Source organism: Moorena sp. SIOASIH, assembly GCF_010671925.1.
Lineage (GTDB): Bacteria > Cyanobacteriota > Cyanobacteriia > Cyanobacteriales > Coleofasciculaceae > Moorena.
Window position 1 is genome coordinate 1237348 of record NZ_JAAHIH010000001.1, and the last position, 20461, is coordinate 1257808.

A 20461-nucleotide genomic window follows, 5' to 3' on the forward strand; every position below is an offset into this window, starting at 1 on the left:
TCACAGTCTTACCACAGGTGCGAGCCGTGGCGAATTTAATTCTTAATGGGTCAAGGGCACCTAAAATCAAAAATTCCTCCTAGCTTAGCAAAGAATAGGAGGAATACTCGATTATTTGAGAGCTTCCGTGCTTGAGGCGGAGCTAACTAACGTTGCCAGAACCCCGTTAGTTTAAAACCTAGAGCCATTGAGCCTATGACCTATAACCATTGACCTAATTTAACGGTCTACTGACCCCATAATAATGTCAATACTACCGAGAATCGCCATAATATCGGCAACTTTGACTCCCCTGAGGATATGGGGCAGAATCTGTAAGTTATTGAAATCCGCTGGACGAATCTTCCAACGCCAAGGAAAGACATTATTATCACCAATAATGAAAATTCCTAGTTCTCCTTTACCAGACTCAAGACGGACATAGTGTTCGCCCTTGGGAATCTTGAAGGTAGGGGCAATTTTCTTGCCCACAAACTGATAATCGAAGTCGTTCCACTGGGATTTGCGACCCTCTGCCATCCGCTTGGCTTCTAGGTTTTCGTAAGGACCACCGGGAAGTCCTTTTAAGGCTTGACGGATAATCTTAACAGACTCCCGCATTTCCCTAATCCGCACCACATACCGGGCAAAACAATCACCCCCGGTTTCCCAGTGTACTTCCCAATCGAAGTCGTCGTAGCATTCGTAGTGGTCAACTTTGCGTAAGTCCCACTTGACTCCAGAACCTCGTAGCATCGGGCCAGAAAGTCCCCAGTTAATCGCTTCTTCCCGACTAATGGTACCGACACCTTCAACTCGACGGCGGAAGATAGGGTTGTTGGTGATTAACCGTTCGTACTCATCAACTTTAGGGTCAAAGTAGTCACAGAAGTCTTCGCACTTATCTATCCATCCATAGGGTAGGTCAACAGCAACTCCACCAATACGGAAGTAGTTGTTGTTAATTAACCGTTGTCCAGTGGCAGCTTCCCATAGGTCATAAATCATCTCCCTTTCCCGGAAGATGTAGAAGAATGGGGTTTGGGCACCCACATCTGCTAGGAATGGTCCAAGCCACAGCAGGTGATTGGCAATCCGATTCAACTCCAGCATGATCACACGGATGTAGCTGGCACGTTTGGGTACCGGAATATCTGCTAATTTCTCTGGGGCATTGACTGTAATTGCCTCGTTGAACATCCCTGCTGCATAGTCCCATCGGCTCACGTAAGGGACATACATAATGTTAGTGCGATTCTCGGCAATTTTCTCCATGCCTCGATGCAGGTAGCCAATTACCGGCTCACAATCTATCACATCCTCCCCATCCAGGGTGACAATTAAGCGGAGAACGCCGTGCATGGAGGGATGGTGGGGACCCATGTTGATCACCATGGGTTCGGTTCTGGTCTCGATCTTTGCCATATTTTGATTAATTGCCCCAACTATTAGCTGCTAGCTGTTAGCCGCTAGCTATTAGCTTACCAAAACAGAGGCAGGAAGGTGGCCTATCTTGTTAACTCTAACAATGCCAGCAAAATTTGATATTCTTAATTAAAACTGTTAATTCCTGTTTAAGCACCTTCTTTCCAATGCCTAGGTTAACGGGAATTGCTACGTAGAAGTTCGGTTCTACGATCCTTAAACTATCAGCAATCACATTACCATCATTATCAAAGGAGTTGATAGTTTGAATTACTGCACTAGCTGTGCATCGGGGGTGGATTGTGGTGCCAAGGTGGTTATTACCAAGTATAAGTGAAATTTTATCCCAAAAGGAATTAATTGGAAGCGATGACAAGGTTGCTGTTTCAGTAGAGCAAGCAACTGTGATTGAAACTTGTTCAGTAGGTACTAGCAGTCACAGGACAAGAGAAGGGGCTAACCCCAAGCATAGGGCAGAAGCAGCTAAAGCTCAACGGGAATGGCAAAGTGCGATCGCTACCTTGGAACAGTTGCTGTTGCCAGGGGTTTCAGGCAACCGATCAACAAGCCATAATCCCGAACACTCCTCGAAGCAAGGACTAATTCTAGCTGGTCCTGCTCCAGTCTTAAGTGATCGAGAGCTACTGGCAAGTTTCGAAACTGGGATTTTTACGAACGACGCCTTTAATCCCTGGGCTTTTATGCCCTTCCAGCTACCTCCAGCTCAACCTGAGACTACTCCATTTGTAGAAAATACGACCTACAGGTTACCCCTGTTTCCAGGAGACCCCTTAGCTAAGGAGCAGTTTTGTTTAGTTTTTACCAAAGACTTTAGCTTAGTCATGGTCTCTGGGGAAGACCAGTTTGGCCTTCCAGGCTTTCAATTCTCCTTTGACCCAGAGGATATCCAACGTGTTTGGGCATCACTGCGCCATAGACTATTACTGAGCAGTTCTCATCATCTGAGGCAGTTGGAAGCTTTAATCGAAAAATTTGTGCCAAAGCCCCCCGATTACCGCATTGTAATGAACTTTGGTCGTGGGCTTCTGAAGAATTTACCAGAACTGCCTTTAGTAGAACTGAGCCAGACTATACCGGTTACAATATCCGAGTCAACAATGGTTCAGCCAAGACCAAATCAGCATCAGAGGGATAGGGTCAAAACTGGTAGTCACTCACAAAATGGGTCTTCTAGTACACCCTTTGCCAAGAAACAGAAAGGAAGTGAGCCTAACTGGCAACGATTGGTGAAAAATGAAGCGCGAGGCTTTCCTAGAATCTCTGCTGTTCAGCCAAAAGAAAATTCTGAAGCTACACCTGACCTTGAGTTGCTCCGAGCTCTGACCCATGAAATCCGGACACCCCTAACTACAATTCACACCCTGACTAAACTACTGCTTAGACGTCGTGACTTACCTCCAGAAGTTATGCGGCGTATAGAAATTATTGACCATGAGTGTAGCGAACAAATCAACCGCATGGAGTTGATTTTCCGGGCAGTAGAATTAGAAACCACAGCAGCCAAGCAAACCCCTGTTAGCCTGACTTGTATATCTCTGGCTCGGGTTTTTCACAACAGCATCCCCCGCTGGCAAAAACAAGCACAGCGGCGTAATTTAACCCTAGATGTAGTCTTACCGCAACAGTTGCCAACAGTGGTCAGTCATCCCGCTTTGCTAGATCAGGTACTAACTGGCTTGATGGAAAATTTCACCCGGTCTATTCCAACAGGGGGTCATATCCAGTTACAGGTTACACCTGCTGGAAACCAGCTGAAGTTACAATTCCAGTCTCAGATTAATCGGGAAACAATCGCTGACGACCATTGCCCGACATTGAAGTCCCTTGGTCAGCTGCTGACTTTCCAGCCAGAAACGGGTAGTATCAGTTTGAATTTGAATGTGACCAAAAATCTATTCCAGGCGTTGGGTGGTAAACTAATTGTTAAGCAACGTCCCCAACAGGGTGAGGTGATGACAGTATTTTTACCGTTAGCTGACCTGGCTAAGACACCCCTGCCTGGGATTGGTTGACCATTACCTCAACGATTTTTTAAGTTTCAGAGGCAATTGGTAGCAACACTTTAAATTGGGAGCCTTGCCCAAATCGACTAACTACTGAAATCTTACCACCGCCCCGTTGTAATAACTGTTGCACAATGGTTAAACCTATCCCTGCACCAAGGTCTTCCCTTGGTGTTGACCTACCCCGATAAAAACTGTCAAAAATCTTAGGTATGTCACTTTCAGCAATGCCAATACCTGTATCACTAAATATTAGCTGAACATACTTGCCCTTACGAGTTGCCTGTACTCTAACCTTACCGCCAGAGGGAGTAAACTTTAAACTGTTGTGCAATATATTAATCACGATATGCCTCAAGCCAACCTCTGAAAACAAGACTGAGGGGAGATTGGCAGGAATGGTGTAGCCGAGCTGGATGCCTTTTTCTTGGGCGAGGGGTTGATAGGTGCTGACAATACCAGGAACAATCTCTGCTAGCTGCAACGGCAAAGTTTGATCAGTTTGGGGGTCACCCTCTAGCTGAACCAGTTCTAGTAATCCAGCCACTAAGGAATTTAAGCGATCGCATTCTTTATAAAGAAGCCCAATATAGCGTTGGCGTTGGGCGAGCTTCATTTGTGAGGCATCCAGCAGCTTCAGGGCAGTTTTCATGTTGGTTATGGGTGTCCGTAATTCCTGAGCCACTCGCTGAAGTATCTCATTACTCATATAAGGCTCCACCCTTGATAAGGAATTCTTCCCTACCACAACCGGCTCAGGAACTGCTGGGGGTGATGGGGGAGATTGGTTAATCTCTCCGATTGGCTGTGTTGCCAGGGTATCCTGAACAATTTCTTCTGTACGTTGTACTTGTTTAACCAACAACTGGGTTAGTAGTTTATGATTAGAGCTTTGAGGGGTAGCTAAAAGGGTTTCCCAATGGCTGCGTTGCTTTGCTGTAGTGGTTCCAATAACTGTGCTTAACCCCTCTAAAAACTGCCGAATTACTGATTGCTCAAGGGTAAAAACAGCTAACAAAGGTTGACTGAGTTCACTATCAGCTAAATTTTCCGATTTGGACAGCTCAGGCTGGCAAGCCACAATTAAACTACTATAGTTCTCACAGAGAATTAGTAAGAAATATTCCTGTTTTAGATGAGAGTCAGTCTCCAACTGTAGGGAAAACAGTTGAGAATCTCTGTTCAGGTTAACTACCTCTTTCCAGTTATCTCCTAAACAGTGGCACAGATAAATCGTTTTGGGTACATCAACGTGTTTTTGATACCGTTTTATTTCTCTGTGCCAGCCCTCACCCTGTGGCTTGACCCAAATTGTGGCTGAGATGTTTTGATCAATTAGCAGGTCAAAGGTGGCTGTGACTAGGGATTTGAGGGTGACAGGAGTGATTGTTAGAGACTCGGGAGAGGCAAGAGTCTCTAAAACCAGCTGGTAGAGAGACAATTCTGGATTAGGTGGCAGGTTCATCGAATTTTCGCGGCTGGATACCCCATCCCTCTATAGGGTGGGGAGGAAAGCCCCGCCTCCTTTTAGTAGTTGACAAGTAAGCCCGTGGAGCGTTTGAGTAATCGGACTTTCCGGGCTGAGAATTGTCCGATTCTTTTCCAGTTGCTATTGCTCACTGAAACTTGTGTTGCCGTATCGCCACTGATCCACCCTCGGTAGGTCTGACCCGCTTTTACAGCTTCCACGTAGTCGCCTTTACGGAAACCGTGGCGAGTGGTGGTTCCTCCGTACTTTCGGCGTTTACCGCCCTTGGAAAATTGGAGTAGGTGGAGTTGACGACGGCTAATTGGCGGTCGGGAAACCACGGCGAAAGGTGCAAGGGTGACCACCGCCACGGTGGGGGTCACGACTTTACCGTTGCGGTAGTACTGGGTCTTGACTTTTCGGAAGGGGAAGGATGCCAAGGCTATACCGTCGTTGGCGTGAGTCTCAGCCGTCTGACGACTCTTATCGGTCTTGTCTTTGGCTAACCCCAACCCTTTTCGTGCCATTGAGGTCTCCCATCCCATCTTTTGGGTGACGGGGACCGTGAATGTTGCCTCAAGGCGTTGGATGGATTGGTATTGCCCCACCATCACTGGAGAGAAAGCTTTTGTCCCTTTGGCTTTGACCACTTCATAGACGATCTGGCTAATGGGATAAAGCTCGAATAACTCACTGACCACACGAAACTCTAAATCACGGTTGGCTTTGATGGATGGGGGAAGCTTTTTGGCTAGCCGATTCTCAAAGCGCTTCTGTCTGTGAGCGCGTTGGTCGTAGGGAATTTTGCGGTTAATCCGACGGCTACGGCGAGTTCGCCGCATCATGCGTCGGGTATCCATCCGGTCTCTGACCTTGGGATAGGGGAGTACCAGATGACCCGTCCAGAGGGTGGCTTGGGCTGACTGGACAGCCAAGCCAGTGAACATTTTGCCGGGGTCAATCCCCACAGCAATCGACTGAGTTTCGTCGCCTGATGCTTCAGCTACTAGTTGAATCGCAAAGATGTCGAGGGCGTTAGGGTAGATGACAGCTTTACCTTCTTTAACCCAACGTCTCGCTCTAGAGGCTTTTGTCGGCATTAAGGGTTGTCCATTTGGTGAAATTACTGGGACTCGTAACATGGAGATAATCCTCACGAGTAAAGTGTTTGGGGGTTACCCGTCCCCTAGGTCACCTCATTCAATATGTCCTTTCTGCAAGCGACTGACAACACAGTCTTACAGTGGTACGGACTGGGGAAGTATCCGTACGTGCGTACCAGAATGAGGCTCGATGACCTAGTCAAACCTGGGAGAGTTAGTTGTCTCTCCAAGCCTCAACCTGGCCGTAGGCCACGCTACGCGAACAACGCAGTAGGTTGGGGTTATTGACTTAGGGTTAAAGGTGGTTTCGTTAAAGGTGGTTTGGTTAAAGCTTAAACGTTGACCTTCCATGTGATAATCTACAACCTGCCCGCTGAAATAACTGTCAACTTGCTAACCTATAACCTGTAACCTACTCATCAAAGCATCTCGGGCTTGCTCTCGGTCATCGAAGTGGATTTTTTCAGTACCCAGAATTTGATAATCTTCATGACCCTTACCAGCAATTAACACTCCGTCCCCTGGTTGTGCTTGCAAGATGGCAGTCCGAATGGCGGTAGCGCGATCGCAAATTACCATTGGTTCCACTGATTTAGGAATCCCCTCTAAAACATCCTCTAAGATGCTTTCTGGGTCTTCGGTGCGAGGGTTATCCGAGGTGACTACAGCAACATCAGCTAACTCAGCCGCTATTTTCCCCATCTTAGGACGCTTGGTGCGATCGCGATCACCACCACAGCCAAATACACAAATCATCTTGCCCTCAATAAAGGGTCGTGATGCCCTGAGTAAGTTTTCTAAACTATCTGGGGTGTGGGCATAATCGACAATCACACTAATATCTTGTTCCGGTTGAATTTGCACCCGTTCCATCCGCCCTGGCACTCCTGGAAATTGAGCCAACGCTGCTGCTACTGATTCTAAATCCAAACCCAGCTCTAAAACTGTTCCTACTGCTGCGAGCAAGTTAGACAGATTGTATTGACCCACTAGGGGCGAATTGAAGCTAACCTCTCCTACGGGAGTATGCATAATTCCTCTAACCCCTGTTGGATCGTAGCTTAAGTCCCTCGAAAAGAAGTCAGCCGATGAGTTTTGGATACTATAGCTCCAGACTTGCTCAGTTGGTAACTGTTGGATTAACCGCTCTCCATAGGAATCATCAGCATTAATAATTGCCCGGCCTTTGAGATAGTCAGCACTAAACAGCTTAGCTTTAGCGCTGAAGTAATCATCCATGTTCTGGTGATAGTCCAAATGGTCTTGGGTGAGATTGGTAAACACCGCCACCTCAAACGGACAGCCCTGGATTCGACCTTGTGCTAAGGCGTGAGAACTAACTTCCATCACTGCCATTTGGGCACCTGCTTTGACCGCTAAGTGGAGCTGTTGTTGCAATTCTACTGCAAATGGTGTAGTATAGCTTGCTGTTTGCTCAAAACCTGGCCAACGGGCATATAGGGTACCCAAAAGTGCTGTGGGGATAGGACATAAGCTATGAGCGAGCAGAAATTCAATCAGATGGGTAGTGGTAGTTTTGCCATTGGTACCAGTGACTCCAATCAGCCTTAGCTGCTGTGCTGGGTAGTCGTAGAAGGCTGCGGCGGTTTGAGCAGACACGGTGGTCATGTCATCGGCGGCAATTATACAAACTCCTGTTTCCCGTGAAAGTTCCTGGGGGGGATGTTTGGCAGCCGCTTGGGGAGAAATTATCGCTGCTACTGCCCCAGATGCGATCGCACTTTCCCAGAACTCTCCACCATCTACCCGAGTGCCTGGCATTCCGATAAATAAATCCCCCGGTTGGCAGGCGTGGGAATTGGTACAGATGCCTGTAACGGTTACATCAAGACCCTCGGGGCTAGGCATTTCCACACTATTGGCAATTTTGGCTAATAATTCCCTTAGCTTCATATCTATCCCACCAAACGACACTATAATATCTATCGAATCATCACAGCCACCAGTCAACCGTCAACCATCAAGCTTTAACAGTCAAACCGTCAACCGTCAATCTGATGTATCGCCTATTTTGACTCACTAACAGGGAAATATTTCCGTAACATTCGCTGCAATTGTTCAACGCTAGCACGAGGAGAGGGGCGAGGCAGGAGCTTTTCCTGACCACAGTGGTTGATACATAGTACTGGCACCTCATACTGATAGGATTGGAACCAATCATCTCGACTGGTAATGTCTCGAACCTCTAGTTTAAAGGTTAAGCCTTCAATCATCTCTAGCTTTTCAAGCAATCCCTCACAAAGATGGCAACCGGGTTTACTGTAAAGAATTAATTCCATCAGGCAAGTTAGTTGAAAATTGTTTATTTAGAAGGTAGTTTAGTAAAGTTAAGAGCAGCTTCGGCAAACACACCTGAAGAAACGTTAAAATGCTGGACAGCTACATTCGCCTTCATGGTACGTTTATTTGAACCAGCCCCATGTCCACAGACCTTCGCCTCGTCTCAGAAAACCGTTGCTTTGGCGGTACAGTAGGTTTTTACACTCATCACTCTCAGACTTGTAGGAGCGAGATGGGGTTTTCCGTATACCAACCCCCTCAGGCGAAAGTCCAATCCGTTCCAGTTCTATATTACCTTTCAGGTCTGACTTGTACAGAAGAGAACTTTATGGTAAAATCAGGTGCTCAGCGATTTGCTGCCAAGCATGGATTGATGCTGGTCGCTCCAGATACCAGCCCTCGGAATACAGGAATTGCAGGTGAGGACGATGAGTGGGACTTGGGGTCTGGTGCCGGTTTTTACGTAGATGCCACCCTTGAACCTTGGTCAGCTCACTACCAAATGTATAGCTACGTTGTCTACGAGTTACCGGAGGTAATTGCCCAACATTTCCCCGCGCAAGTGGAGAAACAAGGTATATTTGGTCATTCTATGGGCGGTCATGGCGCTTTGATTTGTGCCTTAAGGAACCCTAAGCAGTACCTATCCGTTTCTGCCTTTGCTCCCATTGCTGCTCCAATGCGCAGCCCCTGGGGTCAGAAGGCATTCACCAATTACCTCGGCACAGACCAAGATAAATGGCGAGCCTACGATGCCAGCGAACTGGTGCTGACAGCCAATTATAACCATACAATTTTGATTGACCAAGGCACCGCTGACCCCTTTTACGAGAAGCAGCAGTTGCTCCCTGAGGTGTTTGAGAAGGCTTGTGAAAAAGCAGATCAGCCCCTGACTTTCCGTCTCCAGGTCGGCTATAACCATGGTTACTATTTTATCGCCACCTTTATAAAAGACCATATCAGCCATCATGCTGAGGCTTTGTTGGATTGAAAAAATTGAGACAATCTCTTGATGCAATAGCGAGTGGGGGAAACCACGGCAGTCGCTGGGGGAACGGCAGTCGCTCATGGGGGAGACCACGGCAGTCGCTCATGGGGGAAACCACGGCAGTTGCTCATGGGGGGAACCCCCAAGACCGCACTGCCTCCCCAAGACCGCGCTGCCTCCCCAAGACCGCGCTGCCTCCCCAAGACCGCGCTGCCTTCCCAAGACCGCGCTGCATCGCTCCCAAGCTTGCTGAAAAAGTCGAGGTTGGAAGTGTGGACAATACTTCTGCTATTCAGGTTCATCAAAAACTCTAAAAAAACTGGTAATTTATCACTACTAAACCCAGTTTTATTTAACCATAAACTAGAATAATATACAGATTTGATAATAATCTGTTGTCAAAAAAATCCTCATTAACTAAGCGCATAAATGGTGTAAATACTAGTAAAATAAAAACAAATTAATGTCAACATCAGTACATTGAGGTTCTGAATATGGCTAATGAAGGTGAAATGTTGGCTTCAACTGTGAACCATCAGCAATGGGTTTGTACCGTTTGTGGCTATAACATGATTGGTGAAATGCCTGATGTCTGTCCGTTCTGTAGAGCACGCCATGACAAATTCGTTACTTGGGATGAGGCAGAGCAAACCTATCGAGTGACCCCACACCAGATAAATAACTACGTTACACAATTGATTTCTGTGCCTCGTCTTGGTATGGAGCATGCTGCTTATCGCATTGAAACCGATAGTGGTGCGGTCTGGATTGATTGTCCATCAGCATTCAATCGAGACTTGGAGCCAGTAGAAGCTATTTACTTTACCCATAAGGATTTCATGGGTGCATCCAACCAGTATCGTGATTTATGGGATGCTAAAGTTTATCTCCACGTTAACGATGCTGAGCATCCACTTGTCCAGCAATTTCCGATTGACAACAAAATTTATGGTGACTTCACCGAGCATGGTATTGAAGCTTTCTATATTGGTGGGCATACACCGGGGTTCATGATATATGTCTATGACAAGGTCTTGTTTATTTGTGACTACGCCTTCCCTCCAGGGTCTAGTATGCAATTAAACCCCTTTGGACCAAAAGATAAAACCCGTAAACGTGCATCACGGATACTAGATATTCTTTCCGAGAGATCCCTTGAGGTTGTATGTGGCTTCAACTTTTTTACTGACTTCGATAGCTGGCGTGAGGATTTCAAGCACCTACTTGATACAGCTAGATAAATTCAATAAGTGGCGTTGCTTAATCATTCCATTATTAAGCAACGCCGAAATTAAAACCATTAACTATCTAGGATTAATAGCAGCAATTATCGATTTTAATCTGTTATTCCACATTGCAAACAGCATTTTGTAACTAGCAACTTTGGTTATTAAGCTGTTGCGCATTTAAATTGGTTATTATTCAGTCTCTTGATGCAGTCGCTCATGGGGGTTTCCCCCAAGACCGTAATGGTGCGTTTTCCGTAGGCGAATTAAATTCGCCACGGGTCGCACCTCTGCATCGCTTTGAAAAAAAACCGTCAAACCCTCTCCCCTGCTCTCCTGCTCCCCTGCTGTCAAAACAATAGAATTTAAATGAAAACCAGCTTACCTGGCTTTGAGGACGGCAATATCCCAAACAGAAGACGTGAAGACCGATCTATGGGATCCCACTGGGTTTTTTAGAATTGTGAACAGTTAGAGGAATGAGTGATTAGAGATGCAACCAAGTAACCCTAACCAGTTTACCGAAAAAGCCTGGGAAGCGATCGCACACACCCAAGATGTTGCTAAAGCCGGACGCCAACAACAAATCGAAACGGAACACTTGATGAAGGCGATGCTGGATCAAGATGGACTCGCTACCAGTATTCTGAACAAAGCGGAAGTCTCTGTGCAAGGGGTAAGGGAAGCAACGGAATCTTTTATCAAAAAACAACCTAAGGTTTCTGGGAATAGCGACTCGGTTTACCTAGGACGCAGCATGAATAGCTTGCTAGACCGAGCAGAGTCCTATCGTAAAGAATACCAAGACGATTATATCTCGATTGAGCATCTGATCCTCGCTTATCTGAAAGATGACCGCTTTGGTAAGTCATTATTCCAGAAGTTTAAACTAGATGAAAATAGGCTTAAACTTACCATTGCTGACATTCGAGGGAATCAGAAAGTGACCGACCAAAATCCAGAGGGCAAATACCAAGCACTGGAAAAATATGGACGTGATCTGACAGAGGCGGCGCGGGAGGGAAAGCTTGACCCAGTTATTGGCAGAGATGATGAAATTCGGCGCACGATTCAAATTCTCTCGCGCCGTACTAAAAATAACCCAGTGCTGATGGGGGAACCTGGTGTTGGGAAAACTGCTATTGCTGAAGGCTTGGCACAACGGATTATAGCCGGTGATGTGCCTCAATCCCTCAAAGACCGACAATTGATTGCTCTGGATATGGGCGCATTGATTGCTGGGGCTAAGTTTCGGGGAGAATTTGAAGAACGCTTGAAAGCGGTACTAAAAGAAGTTACCGATTCCCAAGGCAAAATTATCCTGTTCATCGATGAAATCCATACCGTTGTCGGTGCTGGTGCTTCTCAAGGAGCAATGGATGCGGGAAATTTGCTCAAACCAATGTTATCACGGGGTGAATTGCGCTGTATCGGTGCTACTACTCTGGATGAGTACCGCAAGTACATTGAAAAAGATGCAGCACTCGAAAGACGCTTCCAGCAGGTCTATGTTGACCAACCTAGTGTAGCTGATACTATCTCGATTCTACGAGGTCTTAAAGAACGGTATGAAGTTCACCACGGGGTTAAAATTGCCGATAGTGCTTTAGTGGCAGCAGCTACTTTGTCTACTCGGTATATTAGCGATCGCTTTTTACCAGACAAAGCCATTGACTTAATGGATGAAGCGGCAGCACGGCTAAAAATGGAAATTACTTCCAAGCCAGAAGAACTCGATGAAATTGACCGCAAAATTATCCAGCTGGAAATGGAACGGTTGTCTTTACAAAAAGAAACTGATCTCGCCTCCATCGAAAGACTGGAAAGACTGGAAAAAGAACTGGCTGATCTAAAAGAAGAACAGCGTACTTTGAATGCCCAGTGGCAATCAGAAAAAGATGTGATTGACCGGATTCAGGGGATTAAGGAAGAGATTGATCGAGTTAACGTAGAAATTCAACAAGCAGAACGGGATTATGACCTCAACCGAGCCGCTAAGTTAAAATACGGCAAGTTAGCCGAGTTGCAAAAATCCTTGGAAACTGTTGAGCAACAGCTAGCCGAGAACCAAACCAGTAGTAAATCCCTGCTGCGGGAAGAAGTTACAGAAGCTGACATTGCCGAAATTATTTCTAAGTGGACTGGAATTCCCATTAGTAAGCTGGTTGAGTCTCAGAAAGAGAAGCTACTACACCTGGAAGAAGAACTACACAAGCGGGTGATTGGCCAAGAGGAAGCCGTTACTGCTGTTGCCGATGCTATTCAGCGATCGCGTGCGGGATTAGCTGACCCCAATCGTCCCACCGCTAGCTTTATTTTCCTCGGTCCTACCGGTGTCGGTAAAACAGAATTGGCAAAAGCCTTAGCAGCCTATCTGTTTGACACTGAGGAGGCTATGGTGCGAATCGATATGTCCGAGTATATGGAAAAGCATACCGTTTCCCGACTGATTGGTGCTCCTCCAGGCTATGTGGGTTACGAAGAAGGAGGTCAGTTAACCGAATCCATCCGTAGACGTCCCTATGCGGTAATTCTATTTGACGAAATCGAAAAAGCACACCCGGATGTCTTTAATGTCATGCTGCAAATCCTTGATGATGGTCGAGTTACTGATGCTCAAGGGCATACCGTAGATTTCAAGAATAGCGTTATTATCATGACCAGCAATATTGGCTCCCAGTATATTCTGGATGTAGCTGGGGATGACTCCAAGTATGAGGAAATGCGGAGTCGGGTCATGGAAGCGATGCGCTCTAGTTTCCGTCCCGAATTCCTCAATCGGATTGATGAGGTGATTATTTTCCATACCTTGCAAAAACATCAGTTGCGCAATATTGTCCAGCTGCAAACCCTGCGCTTAGAGCAACGGTTAGCAGACCGCAAGATGTCCCTAAAACTCTCCGATGCTGCTCTTGACTTTTTGGCAGAATTAGGGTATGACCCTGTTTTTGGAGCACGACCCCTGAAGCGAGCTATTCAGCGGGAGTTGGAAACTCCTATTGCTAAGGGAATTCTCAGGAGTGAATTTAATGATGGGGACACTATCTTTGTGGATGTGAACAATGAACGGCTTTCCTTTCAGCGATTGCCTGCTCAGTTGTTGATCAGTGAGTCCAATTGAAGGGTAGAAAGGTTGAAGGGTATTGTTTGCTGCAACCCTAAGCATTCAGCCCTAAGTGGTCAGCTATCAGCTGAATGCTTAGGGGAAAAAGTATACCCTAACCCTAAAACCTATACCTTGCCCGCAGTGCCATACCACTTCCTTTTGGTACTAGTTTTAGTTTCTCCCTATCCAAACACTTATCCAAGTACGTGAGAACTTCCTCAGCCGGAATACTTGATACTATAGCGCCATAGTGATTGACAACCCTAGAGAATTCCTGATTCACCTGATCTTGCAGTTCCGGCATTGCTCTTACTGAGGTTTGTAGTCTCCCTACAGGATGATTACCTGCCTTAATTCCCTTGGCTTTGGCGATAATCCAATTTGACAATAACTCTAATCTCAAAACCGCAAAGATAGGTTCATATCCTTCTCTTGCTTTTTTCTTCAAGCCATCCACATCCTTCTGTCCTAGTGTCACCGTATGTTTAATGGTGGTCTTGACTTCAATGGAAAGATTAGGAAAGTAGGGGTGATTCCAACTATCGATATCTACACCTTGAGAGGAATAGTTTTCTACCTGAAAACCCAAGCGACAGAAGGTAATCGCTATAAAAATCTGGCAAGTTTTGCCAAACCCATTATCTTTTCTAGACCGACTATTCAGGTGTTGTTGAATGGTGGTTAAATGGTTGAATGTTGATGCATCCATATGAAGAATGAAGAATGAAGAATGAAGAATGAAGAATGAAGAATTGAGAATTGAGAATTGAGAATGAAGAATGAAGAATGAAGAATTGAGAATTGAGAAGGCATAAAATTGAAGGTTGAAGGTTGAAGCCAGAAACCAGAAGCCAGAAGCCAGAAGCCAGAAGCCAGAAACCAGAAGCCAGAAGCCAGAAACCAGAAGCCAGAAGCCAGAAGCCAGAATATATAATTCTACATTTTTAATTCTACATTCTTAATTCTACATTTTTAATTCTACATTCTTAATTCTACATTCTTAATTCTACATTCTTAATTCTACATTCTTAATTCTACATTCTTAATTCTACATTCTTAATTCTACATTCTTAATTCTACATTCTTAATTCTACATTCTTAATTCTTAATTCTACATTCTGTTACCCATTACCCTCGATAGTTGGTCCACGAGTTGGTGTCCACTGTCCCAATCGGTAGAGTTTGTTGGGCTTAGTTAGCTTGAAACTTAGCTGCTCGACGAAATCATCTTCTGAAGTTGCAATAATTAATTGTTTTTTATCCAATACCTGATCCAAGACCTGAGCCAACCGTTCTTTATGGACTGGGTCTAGATTTTGCGACGGGTCATCTAGCACCATGAAACCGATATTATGAGTCAATTGCTCTGAAGTTGCTAGGGCTAAAAATATACTCAAAGCAGCACAATTTATATCACCCTTGTTCAACAGTCGTAAGGCAACTTCTGACTCTCCATATCCCACCGCCATCACTTCATATTTGTCTGGGTCAATCTCAATATCTGGAAAGTCACTGCGATGGGCCAGCTGACGATATATACTAGAAATTGCTGCTCTGGTAGCATCGATTTTCTCTTTAGCTGAGTTTCCTAGCACTTCCTGTACAGCTTCACTAATAGTTAACAATCGGTCACAGAAGGCTTCCAAGTCAGCTTTTGCTCCTTCAACCTCTTTATATTCAGGGCAATCTTGAATCGAAAACAAATTATCTACCTCTTGGCGATAACGCAGGACAGTAATAATCCGTTTAATATTTTCCAAGTCTTGATCAATGCTATCGATACGCTGATTACTTTGCTCAACGGCGGTGCGAATCCTGGCTAATTCCTGATCTACTTCAGTAATGGCTTGATTGAGCAGAGCCAGAGCGTGAGCCGAGTCATTAATTTCTGTTTCTAAAGCTACTGCGATCGCATTTTTTGCTTGTTGTAATCCTTTATCCTTATCTAACCGTTCCCGTTGCAACCGCTCAAAGGTTTTAATCAGTCTCTGTAAATCCTCTACTGCTGTTTCTAATTCCCGAATCTCCTTCTGAATCGGTTTTAGCTGTAACGCCATGTCTTGCTGCCAGGATGCTAATTCCTGACGCAACTGAACTGGATTAATTGGTGTAGAGCAAACGGGACAATTCTGTGATTTATCTTCCTGTACTGAATCCAGAAATTTCAGGGTTTCGATAATGATACCGGCACGATTGTTGATAGTGTCTCGACTCGCTTTATTGGCCGGTAACTCTTCTTGTTCAACTTGATTTTTTTTTGCCACAACTCCTGATAGCGTGCCGTATTGAGCTTCCAGTTGCTGAATCTCGTTTTCTTTTTGGTTGAGTTCCATCACCTTGGTTTCAACGTTAGCTTTCAAACGATTTAATTCACTTTGCTGATTCAGCAATTCTTTCTGCCGTTCCCAGTCGGGCTGAGCATTACGTAATTGTTTAATTGCCTCCTTACCACCATCTACAAACCGTTCCAAATCATCAGTAGTTTGGTATTTTGGTAAAGACGGCACCAGCAATCCATAGTCTTTGGCAAAGGTCTCCACTGCCTTTTCAACCCCTTGGCAAATAGCTTTTGCTCCATTGAGGGATAGTTGGCTCAGGGGAATATCATGAAAGATTGCCTCTTCTTCCGCTAGACCTAAGTCATTTTCCTTAATCGCTTTTGCTGTCTCTATTTTGCTGATAATCTGACTAAACTCTTGATCAATTTTTTTAAACTCTTCCTGGGCTTTAGCTCGCTTAATTCCATCCAATAAATTGCGCCAATCCGTCAAACCCATGAGGCGATCCAGAGCATTTTTGCGCTCTCTTGGTTCCTGAATCAGTAGCGCACTGATAGTTTCTTGATGTAGGTACACACAACTCATGTAGTCAGACAATTCTACACCCAGTATCACCCGCAATTCAGATTCATCTTCATGACACAAACCATTATTAATCTGATAGTAAAACTTGGGATTACCACGACGTTTGCGGTCACTCCGATACACCTTCAGTATTTCGCCATTGCCTTCAAAGATAACTTCGACAGTAGTCTCCCTTGAAGATTGGTTTTTCACTAACCAATTCTTGCGCTCTTCAATTTTAGTAGCACTTTTATTAGCGACATCTTTGCCAAATAGGCACCACTCAATCGCATTCAGGGTACTACTTTTGCCTCCCCCCTGAGCTCCTACAATTAATGTGCAGGCTTGATCAAACCGAAATTCCCGTTCTCCGGCTTGTTCAGGAAAGCCTCTAAACCCCTTTATCTTGACTGATACCAGTCGATAGTTTTCCATAGACACTCTTCATATAGCCTTTACCAAGGAATTATTAAAATATATTACAGTTTTTTACATTCCCCAAAATTACTATATAATATTTGATTAACTCTTGCCTCTTGCCTCTTGCCTTCCCCTCCTGGGAGGGGTTAGGGGTGGGTTCCTCTTGCCCCTTGCCTTCCCCTCCTGGGAGGGGTTAGGGGTGGGTTCCTCTTGCCTCTTGCCTCTTGCCTTTCCCAAACGCTAGTATTTTCACAACTCAAATGTAAATCCTATAGACCAATGGTAGCCATCAGTTTTGTGTACGCTTTTTTGTAAGCACTTCGATGTTTTTCCAACCGATAACGAGCCATACCAGTCACGGCTTCTGATGACCCACTATCAAACTCTTTGAGCAATTCCTCACCAAGGGCTATCAACCCTTGCTCATGGTCTGAATCAAGGGCTTGATTCTTCAGTTCGTCAAATAATTTAGAATTGTCTTTCATTATTGTCTTTTATTAGCGTTCGCGTAGCGTGGCCAACGGCCAATCGCATTAATTACTCATGTAACCATATGCGCTACGCCCATAGGCTGATAGCACCTCAAGTAGCACCATCTGTAGCGCATATGCTTACGGTGTGACCGTTAGCCGTCAGCCGTCAGCCGACTTAACAGAGATTAAACCAATGCTTACTTTTTGTCTTGATCCCAAGCGCGAGTGGGGGAAACCCCCGTGAGGCCACTGGATCGCTTATTCAAAAGCTGTTCGCGTAGCGTGCGCGTCGCGCATGAGCTGATAGCTGATAGCACATCAAGTAGCACCATCTGTAGCGCATTAGCTGATACGCGACACGCTGATAGCTGAATACTTACGAAATAACTCAGCAATTAGCTCTTACCATTCCGCATTCAGCACTGTTCAACCTATATCAGCCGATTAACTCTTCTTCTGCTTAGGGGATGAAGGAGGTTTATTGTCCTCTATCCATTCTTCGATCAACTCCAATAAGATATGATTCATGGTGACTCCCTTGAGAGCGCACATAGATTTGAATTTTGCCCGTAAGGATTCAGGCAAAAATAGTTTGTAGCTAACTTGTTTTTCTTCTGACACATCTTTTGACAACTTTGACCTCCCAATTATCCTACTAAGGGTTAAACGATTCAATAGGTATTTTAAGTTTTTTGTGTTATTTAGAGATTTTGTGTTATTATAACCCTAGGAAACGCAAAGAAGCCAGCGGCGCTGAGTCTGGTGAAATCTAGTTCGACCAGACTTGGTAGCCTATGGGCTGGTTAGCGCACTAGCTACAGCAGAGGTTCCCCAGGGATCTCTGCTTAACTCTTTTTAACTCTTAGTGGTGCTAGGGGCCAACCCAGTCAGGGGTGGTAGCTCAAAGGGAAACTTCTTGGATATCAGCTAAATCGGGTAGTAATTCCGTACTATCGTTGCTCAACCTATTCCCGTAACGCTGACAACGCACTGCAAAAGTACAATCACCACATCGACCAAGGGATGCTGCTACTTGAGGAAAAGCTAAACCTTGATCTTGGTACCCTTGTAGCCACCCAGCCAACTGGGTCAACAACTGAGTCAAATCCTCCCTAGTTTTCTGGTGTTGTGCGCTATTGTAGGTAAATTTAAGACTCTGGGGAGAGGGTTGGGATTTGACAAACCAGTAACTCATGGAAATTTGTTCTGGCCAATAATCGCTAGTTTCCGCTAAGACGTAGAGATACAGGCGTGTTTGCCAGTCTTGGCCTAACCACTCGCGGTTTTTAGGTTGAGGATAGGTCTTCCAATCAAGAATTTGAGCCGAGTCTTCCCCTGCAATTAATAAGTCATAGATAACTGTAAATAGATAACCTTGGAAATACAGGGTTCGGCAATGTTCCGCTTCCCGGAAGCTTTCAGGCTCTGGGTGGGAAAGTTCTGGTGCGGCATTGACTAAACCAGTCAGCCAGTAGTCGAGTTGGGTATCCTCTTCTACTAAGGATGTGACTGGTAACCCAAGTTCCCGCTGTTGCATTAGTAGGTGAAAGCGGCTTCCCCAAGTAAGACGCTCTTGTTGTTCGGGAGACACGGGTGTTCCCAACTGGTCAAAGTAAATGTGTTGGAACTTACGGGGACAGGTTTCTAATACGTTCAGCTGTCCTTGGGATAGACGAGTCACAGGTGCAGGAGGAAACACTGGTCATTGATAAGGGCGTTTGTATCTGGGTTGTAAACACAGGAATTGCTTAAAGAGGCAAGAGGCAAGAGGAATCCCCCCTAACCCCCCGGGCGGAAGGGGGGGAGGCAATAGGGGAAAGATATACGGAGTTTTCTTGAACAAGAAAAAAGACTTCCTAGGTTTAGATTTCATTTAGAAACGCTATATTAGCTAGTTTAGCGGAAGAGGTGGAAATTTCCACACAGATATCGAATGCGATTGGCCTTGGCCTATTGGCCACGCTACGCGAATGGCCACGCTACGCGAACGCTTCCCCCTGGAGCCAACCTGCCAATCTAAAATTTTATTGCCACAGATTTTAGTGACATAATTGTTTTAGTTAGATCTCGAAATTTAGTGGTTTTTATTTTCAAATAATCTCCGTATAATTACCCTTAATACGAATCTTTACTAGCACCCCATCTCCCCATCTGCTTTTTTTAGTACTAGTTGGAATCATTGGTCTTACTACTTATAGGCTTTAGTCCACAGTTTTGGGTAAGTCCTGATCACTATCGTCATGTGTTGCTGCCATAGTAATGATGCTGCTATCCTCCCCCTAAGGGAATAATTTTATTATATCAAACAGCCAATTTTGCGACATAATTTTAAAGTTTTGTCGCAACAAAATTTTAAACCCCTAATTAATTCTTTTTTTTATTGAATAAAATTTTATTATCGATGAAAACTTCATCTATTTCAGAAAATACTGCCCTAGCTACGGTACTGTTTTTTTACCGATGCTACGAACAGTATTTCAGTAATTTCAGGAGAAAATTATGTCTTTAGAAAATGTTAAAGCCTTCTACGAAAGGCTAGCCACTGATCAAGCATTCCGTGGGAAAATTCAAGGAGTAAAGAGTAAAGATGAATGTCGCGAAATTGTGCAAGGCGCTGGCTATGACTTCACCCAAGAGGAGCTTGAAGACTATACTGGCCAATTGTTGGAGTCAAGTGCTGCTGAGGATGGTCTGAGGGATCTTGATCAACAAGAACTAGAAGCTGTTTTTGGTGGGGCTAGTCAAGTTATGGGCATAAAGGGAGGTAATCAGCAAATTTATGGGGTTATTTGGCCGCCGCTTCAGCTGATGTATGGTGTTGTCATAGACGATACTATCTAAGGAAGTTTGAGCAATAAGCTCAGGTTGATTCCGACAGACACAGATCATACCATTTCAGTTTATGGATGCTACAGATAGTTAGTCGGTAAGGGAGTAGCCAAAAAAACACCAGTTTTTAGCTCGTCCGGTGGGCAAAAAAAGTTTGATTATTTTGAATAGTCTAAATTAGATCTAAATTAGATTACTTTGCCCACCCTACTTGAATTGATATCTTTAATTGGTAGTTTTTTGACACCCAAGTCACTAATTTGTGATTGGCTTACT

19 protein-coding genes are annotated in these 20461 nt (G+C 45.0%); 9 read left to right on the forward strand and 10 right to left on the reverse strand.

What is annotated here, in order from left to right:
- Positions 1–219: 219 nt before the first annotated feature.
- The gene (locus F6J90_RS05540) at positions 220–1404 is read right to left on the reverse strand and encodes an NAD(P)H-quinone oxidoreductase subunit H (RefSeq protein ID WP_293091461.1); all 1185 of its coding nucleotides are present in this window, start codon (positions 1402–1404) and stop codon (positions 220–222) included.
- Positions 1405–1709: 305 nt separating this feature from the next.
- Here F6J90_RS05540 and F6J90_RS05545 point away from each other — a divergent pair, with 305 nt between their 5' ends.
- Positions 1710–3437: a HAMP domain-containing sensor histidine kinase gene (locus F6J90_RS05545; protein WP_366513693.1), complete on the forward strand. Its 1728-nt coding sequence runs from the start codon at positions 1710–1712 to the stop codon at positions 3435–3437.
- A gap of 19 nt (positions 3438–3456) precedes the next feature.
- On the opposite strand, the gene F6J90_RS05550 is transcribed toward F6J90_RS05545, so the two are convergent.
- The 4 genes from F6J90_RS05550 to F6J90_RS05565 form a co-directional block, all read right to left on the reverse strand.
- A complete protein-coding gene (locus F6J90_RS05550) occupies positions 3457–4893 on the reverse strand; it encodes a DICT sensory domain-containing protein (protein ID WP_293091463.1) in 1437 nt (478 codons plus the stop codon).
- Positions 4894–4955: 62 nt separating this feature from the next.
- Positions 4956–6038 carry an RRXRR domain-containing protein gene (locus F6J90_RS05555; RefSeq protein WP_070390945.1) on the reverse strand — a complete coding sequence of 361 codons (1083 nt, stop codon included), beginning with the start codon at positions 6036–6038 and terminating at the stop codon, positions 4956–4958.
- A 354-nt stretch (positions 6039–6392) separates the two neighbouring features.
- Positions 6393–7913, reverse strand: a complete 1521-nt coding sequence (locus F6J90_RS05560) for a UDP-N-acetylmuramoyl-L-alanyl-D-glutamate--2,6-diaminopimelate ligase (RefSeq protein WP_293091464.1) — start codon at positions 7911–7913, stop codon at positions 6393–6395.
- Positions 7914–8026: 113 nt separating this feature from the next.
- The gene (locus F6J90_RS05565; protein ID WP_293091465.1) at positions 8027–8299 is read right to left on the reverse strand and encodes a glutaredoxin family protein; all 273 of its coding nucleotides are present in this window, start codon (positions 8297–8299) and stop codon (positions 8027–8029) included.
- Between the two features lie 140 nt (positions 8300–8439).
- Between F6J90_RS05565 and fghA the strand changes: the two genes are divergently transcribed.
- The 5 genes from fghA (at position 8440) to clpB (ending at position 13635) form a co-directional block, all read left to right on the forward strand.
- A complete protein-coding gene (gene fghA, locus F6J90_RS05570; protein ID WP_293091466.1) occupies positions 8440–9291 on the forward strand; it encodes an S-formylglutathione hydrolase in 852 nt (283 codons plus the stop codon).
- Between the two features lie 101 nt (positions 9292–9392).
- Positions 9393–9602, forward strand: coding sequence for a hypothetical protein (locus tag F6J90_RS05575; RefSeq protein ID WP_293091467.1), 210 nt, complete (start codon positions 9393–9395; stop codon positions 9600–9602).
- 180 nt (positions 9603–9782) lie between these two features.
- Positions 9783–10529 (forward strand): rubredoxin-like domain-containing protein, encoded by a 747-nt coding sequence (locus tag F6J90_RS05580; protein WP_293091468.1) that lies wholly within the window; start codon positions 9783–9785, stop codon positions 10527–10529.
- Between the two features lie 170 nt (positions 10530–10699).
- A complete protein-coding gene (locus tag F6J90_RS05585) occupies positions 10700–10876 on the forward strand; it encodes a hypothetical protein (RefSeq protein WP_293091469.1) in 177 nt (58 codons plus the stop codon).
- A gap of 131 nt (positions 10877–11007) precedes the next feature.
- Positions 11008–13635 (forward strand): ATP-dependent chaperone ClpB, encoded by a 2628-nt coding sequence (clpB, locus tag F6J90_RS05590; protein ID WP_293091470.1) that lies wholly within the window; start codon positions 11008–11010, stop codon positions 13633–13635.
- A gap of 103 nt (positions 13636–13738) precedes the next feature.
- On the opposite strand, the gene F6J90_RS05595 is transcribed toward clpB, so the two are convergent.
- Positions 13739–14329, reverse strand: coding sequence for a hypothetical protein (locus F6J90_RS05595; protein ID WP_293091471.1), 591 nt, complete (start codon positions 14327–14329; stop codon positions 13739–13741).
- Between the two features lie 412 nt (positions 14330–14741).
- On the reverse strand, positions 14742–16898 hold the full coding sequence (locus F6J90_RS05600) for an AAA family ATPase (RefSeq protein ID WP_293091472.1): 2157 nt from the start codon (positions 16896–16898) through the stop codon (positions 14742–14744).
- Between the two features lie 94 nt (positions 16899–16992).
- Between F6J90_RS05600 and F6J90_RS05605 the strand changes: the two genes are divergently transcribed.
- Complete coding sequence (locus tag F6J90_RS05605) at positions 16993–17127, forward strand: hypothetical protein (protein ID WP_293091473.1); 135 nt, start codon at positions 16993–16995, stop codon at positions 17125–17127.
- 25 nt (positions 17128–17152) lie between these two features.
- On the opposite strand, the gene F6J90_RS05610 is transcribed toward F6J90_RS05605, so the two are convergent.
- The 3 genes from F6J90_RS05610 to F6J90_RS05620 all read right to left on the reverse strand — a co-directional run bounded on the left by F6J90_RS05610 (position 17153) and on the right by F6J90_RS05620 (position 19055).
- The gene (locus F6J90_RS05610) at positions 17153–17368 is read right to left on the reverse strand and encodes a hypothetical protein (protein ID WP_293091474.1); all 216 of its coding nucleotides are present in this window, start codon (positions 17366–17368) and stop codon (positions 17153–17155) included.
- A gap of 432 nt (positions 17369–17800) precedes the next feature.
- On the reverse strand, positions 17801–17989 hold the full coding sequence (locus F6J90_RS05615; protein ID WP_293091475.1) for a hypothetical protein: 189 nt from the start codon (positions 17987–17989) through the stop codon (positions 17801–17803).
- A 268-nt stretch (positions 17990–18257) separates the two neighbouring features.
- A complete protein-coding gene (locus tag F6J90_RS05620; RefSeq protein WP_293091476.1) occupies positions 18258–19055 on the reverse strand; it encodes a PD-(D/E)XK nuclease family protein in 798 nt (265 codons plus the stop codon).
- A gap of 209 nt (positions 19056–19264) precedes the next feature.
- On the opposite strand from F6J90_RS05620, the gene F6J90_RS05625 reads away from it, so the two are divergent.
- Positions 19265–19399, forward strand: a complete 135-nt coding sequence (locus F6J90_RS05625) for a hypothetical protein (protein ID WP_293091477.1) — start codon at positions 19265–19267, stop codon at positions 19397–19399.
- A gap of 456 nt (positions 19400–19855) precedes the next feature.
- Positions 19856–20197 (forward strand): Nif11-like leader peptide family natural product precursor, encoded by a 342-nt coding sequence (locus F6J90_RS05630; RefSeq protein ID WP_293091478.1) that lies wholly within the window; start codon positions 19856–19858, stop codon positions 20195–20197.
- The last annotated feature ends 264 nt before the right edge of the window (positions 20198–20461 follow it).

What these genes read in the sequence shown, in the direction of transcription:
- F6J90_RS05630 (WP_293091478.1), top strand. Translation starts at nt 19,856, where the DNA reads ATGTCTTTAGAAAATGTTAAAGCCTTCTACGAAAGGCTAGCCACTGAT.
- F6J90_RS05565 (WP_293091465.1), bottom strand. Translation starts at nt 8,299, where the DNA reads ATGGAATTAATTCTTTACAGTAAACCCGGTTGCCATCTTTGTGAGGGA.
- F6J90_RS05540 (WP_293091461.1), bottom strand. Translation starts at nt 1,404, where the DNA reads ATGGCAAAGATCGAGACCAGAACCGAACCCATGGTGATCAACATGGGT.
- clpB (WP_293091470.1), top strand. Translation starts at nt 11,008, where the DNA reads ATGCAACCAAGTAACCCTAACCAGTTTACCGAAAAAGCCTGGGAAGCG.
- F6J90_RS05555 (WP_070390945.1), bottom strand. Translation starts at nt 6,038, where the DNA reads ATGTTACGAGTCCCAGTAATTTCACCAAATGGACAACCCTTAATGCCG.
- F6J90_RS05575 (WP_293091467.1), top strand. Translation starts at nt 9,393, where the DNA reads ATGGGGGAAACCACGGCAGTTGCTCATGGGGGGAACCCCCAAGACCGC.
- F6J90_RS05595 (WP_293091471.1), bottom strand. Translation starts at nt 14,329, where the DNA reads ATGGATGCATCAACATTCAACCATTTAACCACCATTCAACAACACCTG.
- F6J90_RS05580 (WP_293091468.1), top strand. Translation starts at nt 9,783, where the DNA reads ATGGCTAATGAAGGTGAAATGTTGGCTTCAACTGTGAACCATCAGCAA.
- F6J90_RS05600 (WP_293091472.1), bottom strand. Translation starts at nt 16,898, where the DNA reads ATGGAAAACTATCGACTGGTATCAGTCAAGATAAAGGGGTTTAGAGGC.
- F6J90_RS05550 (WP_293091463.1), bottom strand. Translation starts at nt 4,893, where the DNA reads ATGAACCTGCCACCTAATCCAGAATTGTCTCTCTACCAGCTGGTTTTA.
- F6J90_RS05560 (WP_293091464.1), bottom strand. Translation starts at nt 7,913, where the DNA reads ATGAAGCTAAGGGAATTATTAGCCAAAATTGCCAATAGTGTGGAAATG.
- fghA (WP_293091466.1), top strand. Translation starts at nt 8,440, where the DNA reads ATGTCCACAGACCTTCGCCTCGTCTCAGAAAACCGTTGCTTTGGCGGT.
- F6J90_RS05610 (WP_293091474.1), bottom strand. Translation starts at nt 17,368, where the DNA reads ATGAAAGACAATTCTAAATTATTTGACGAACTGAAGAATCAAGCCCTT.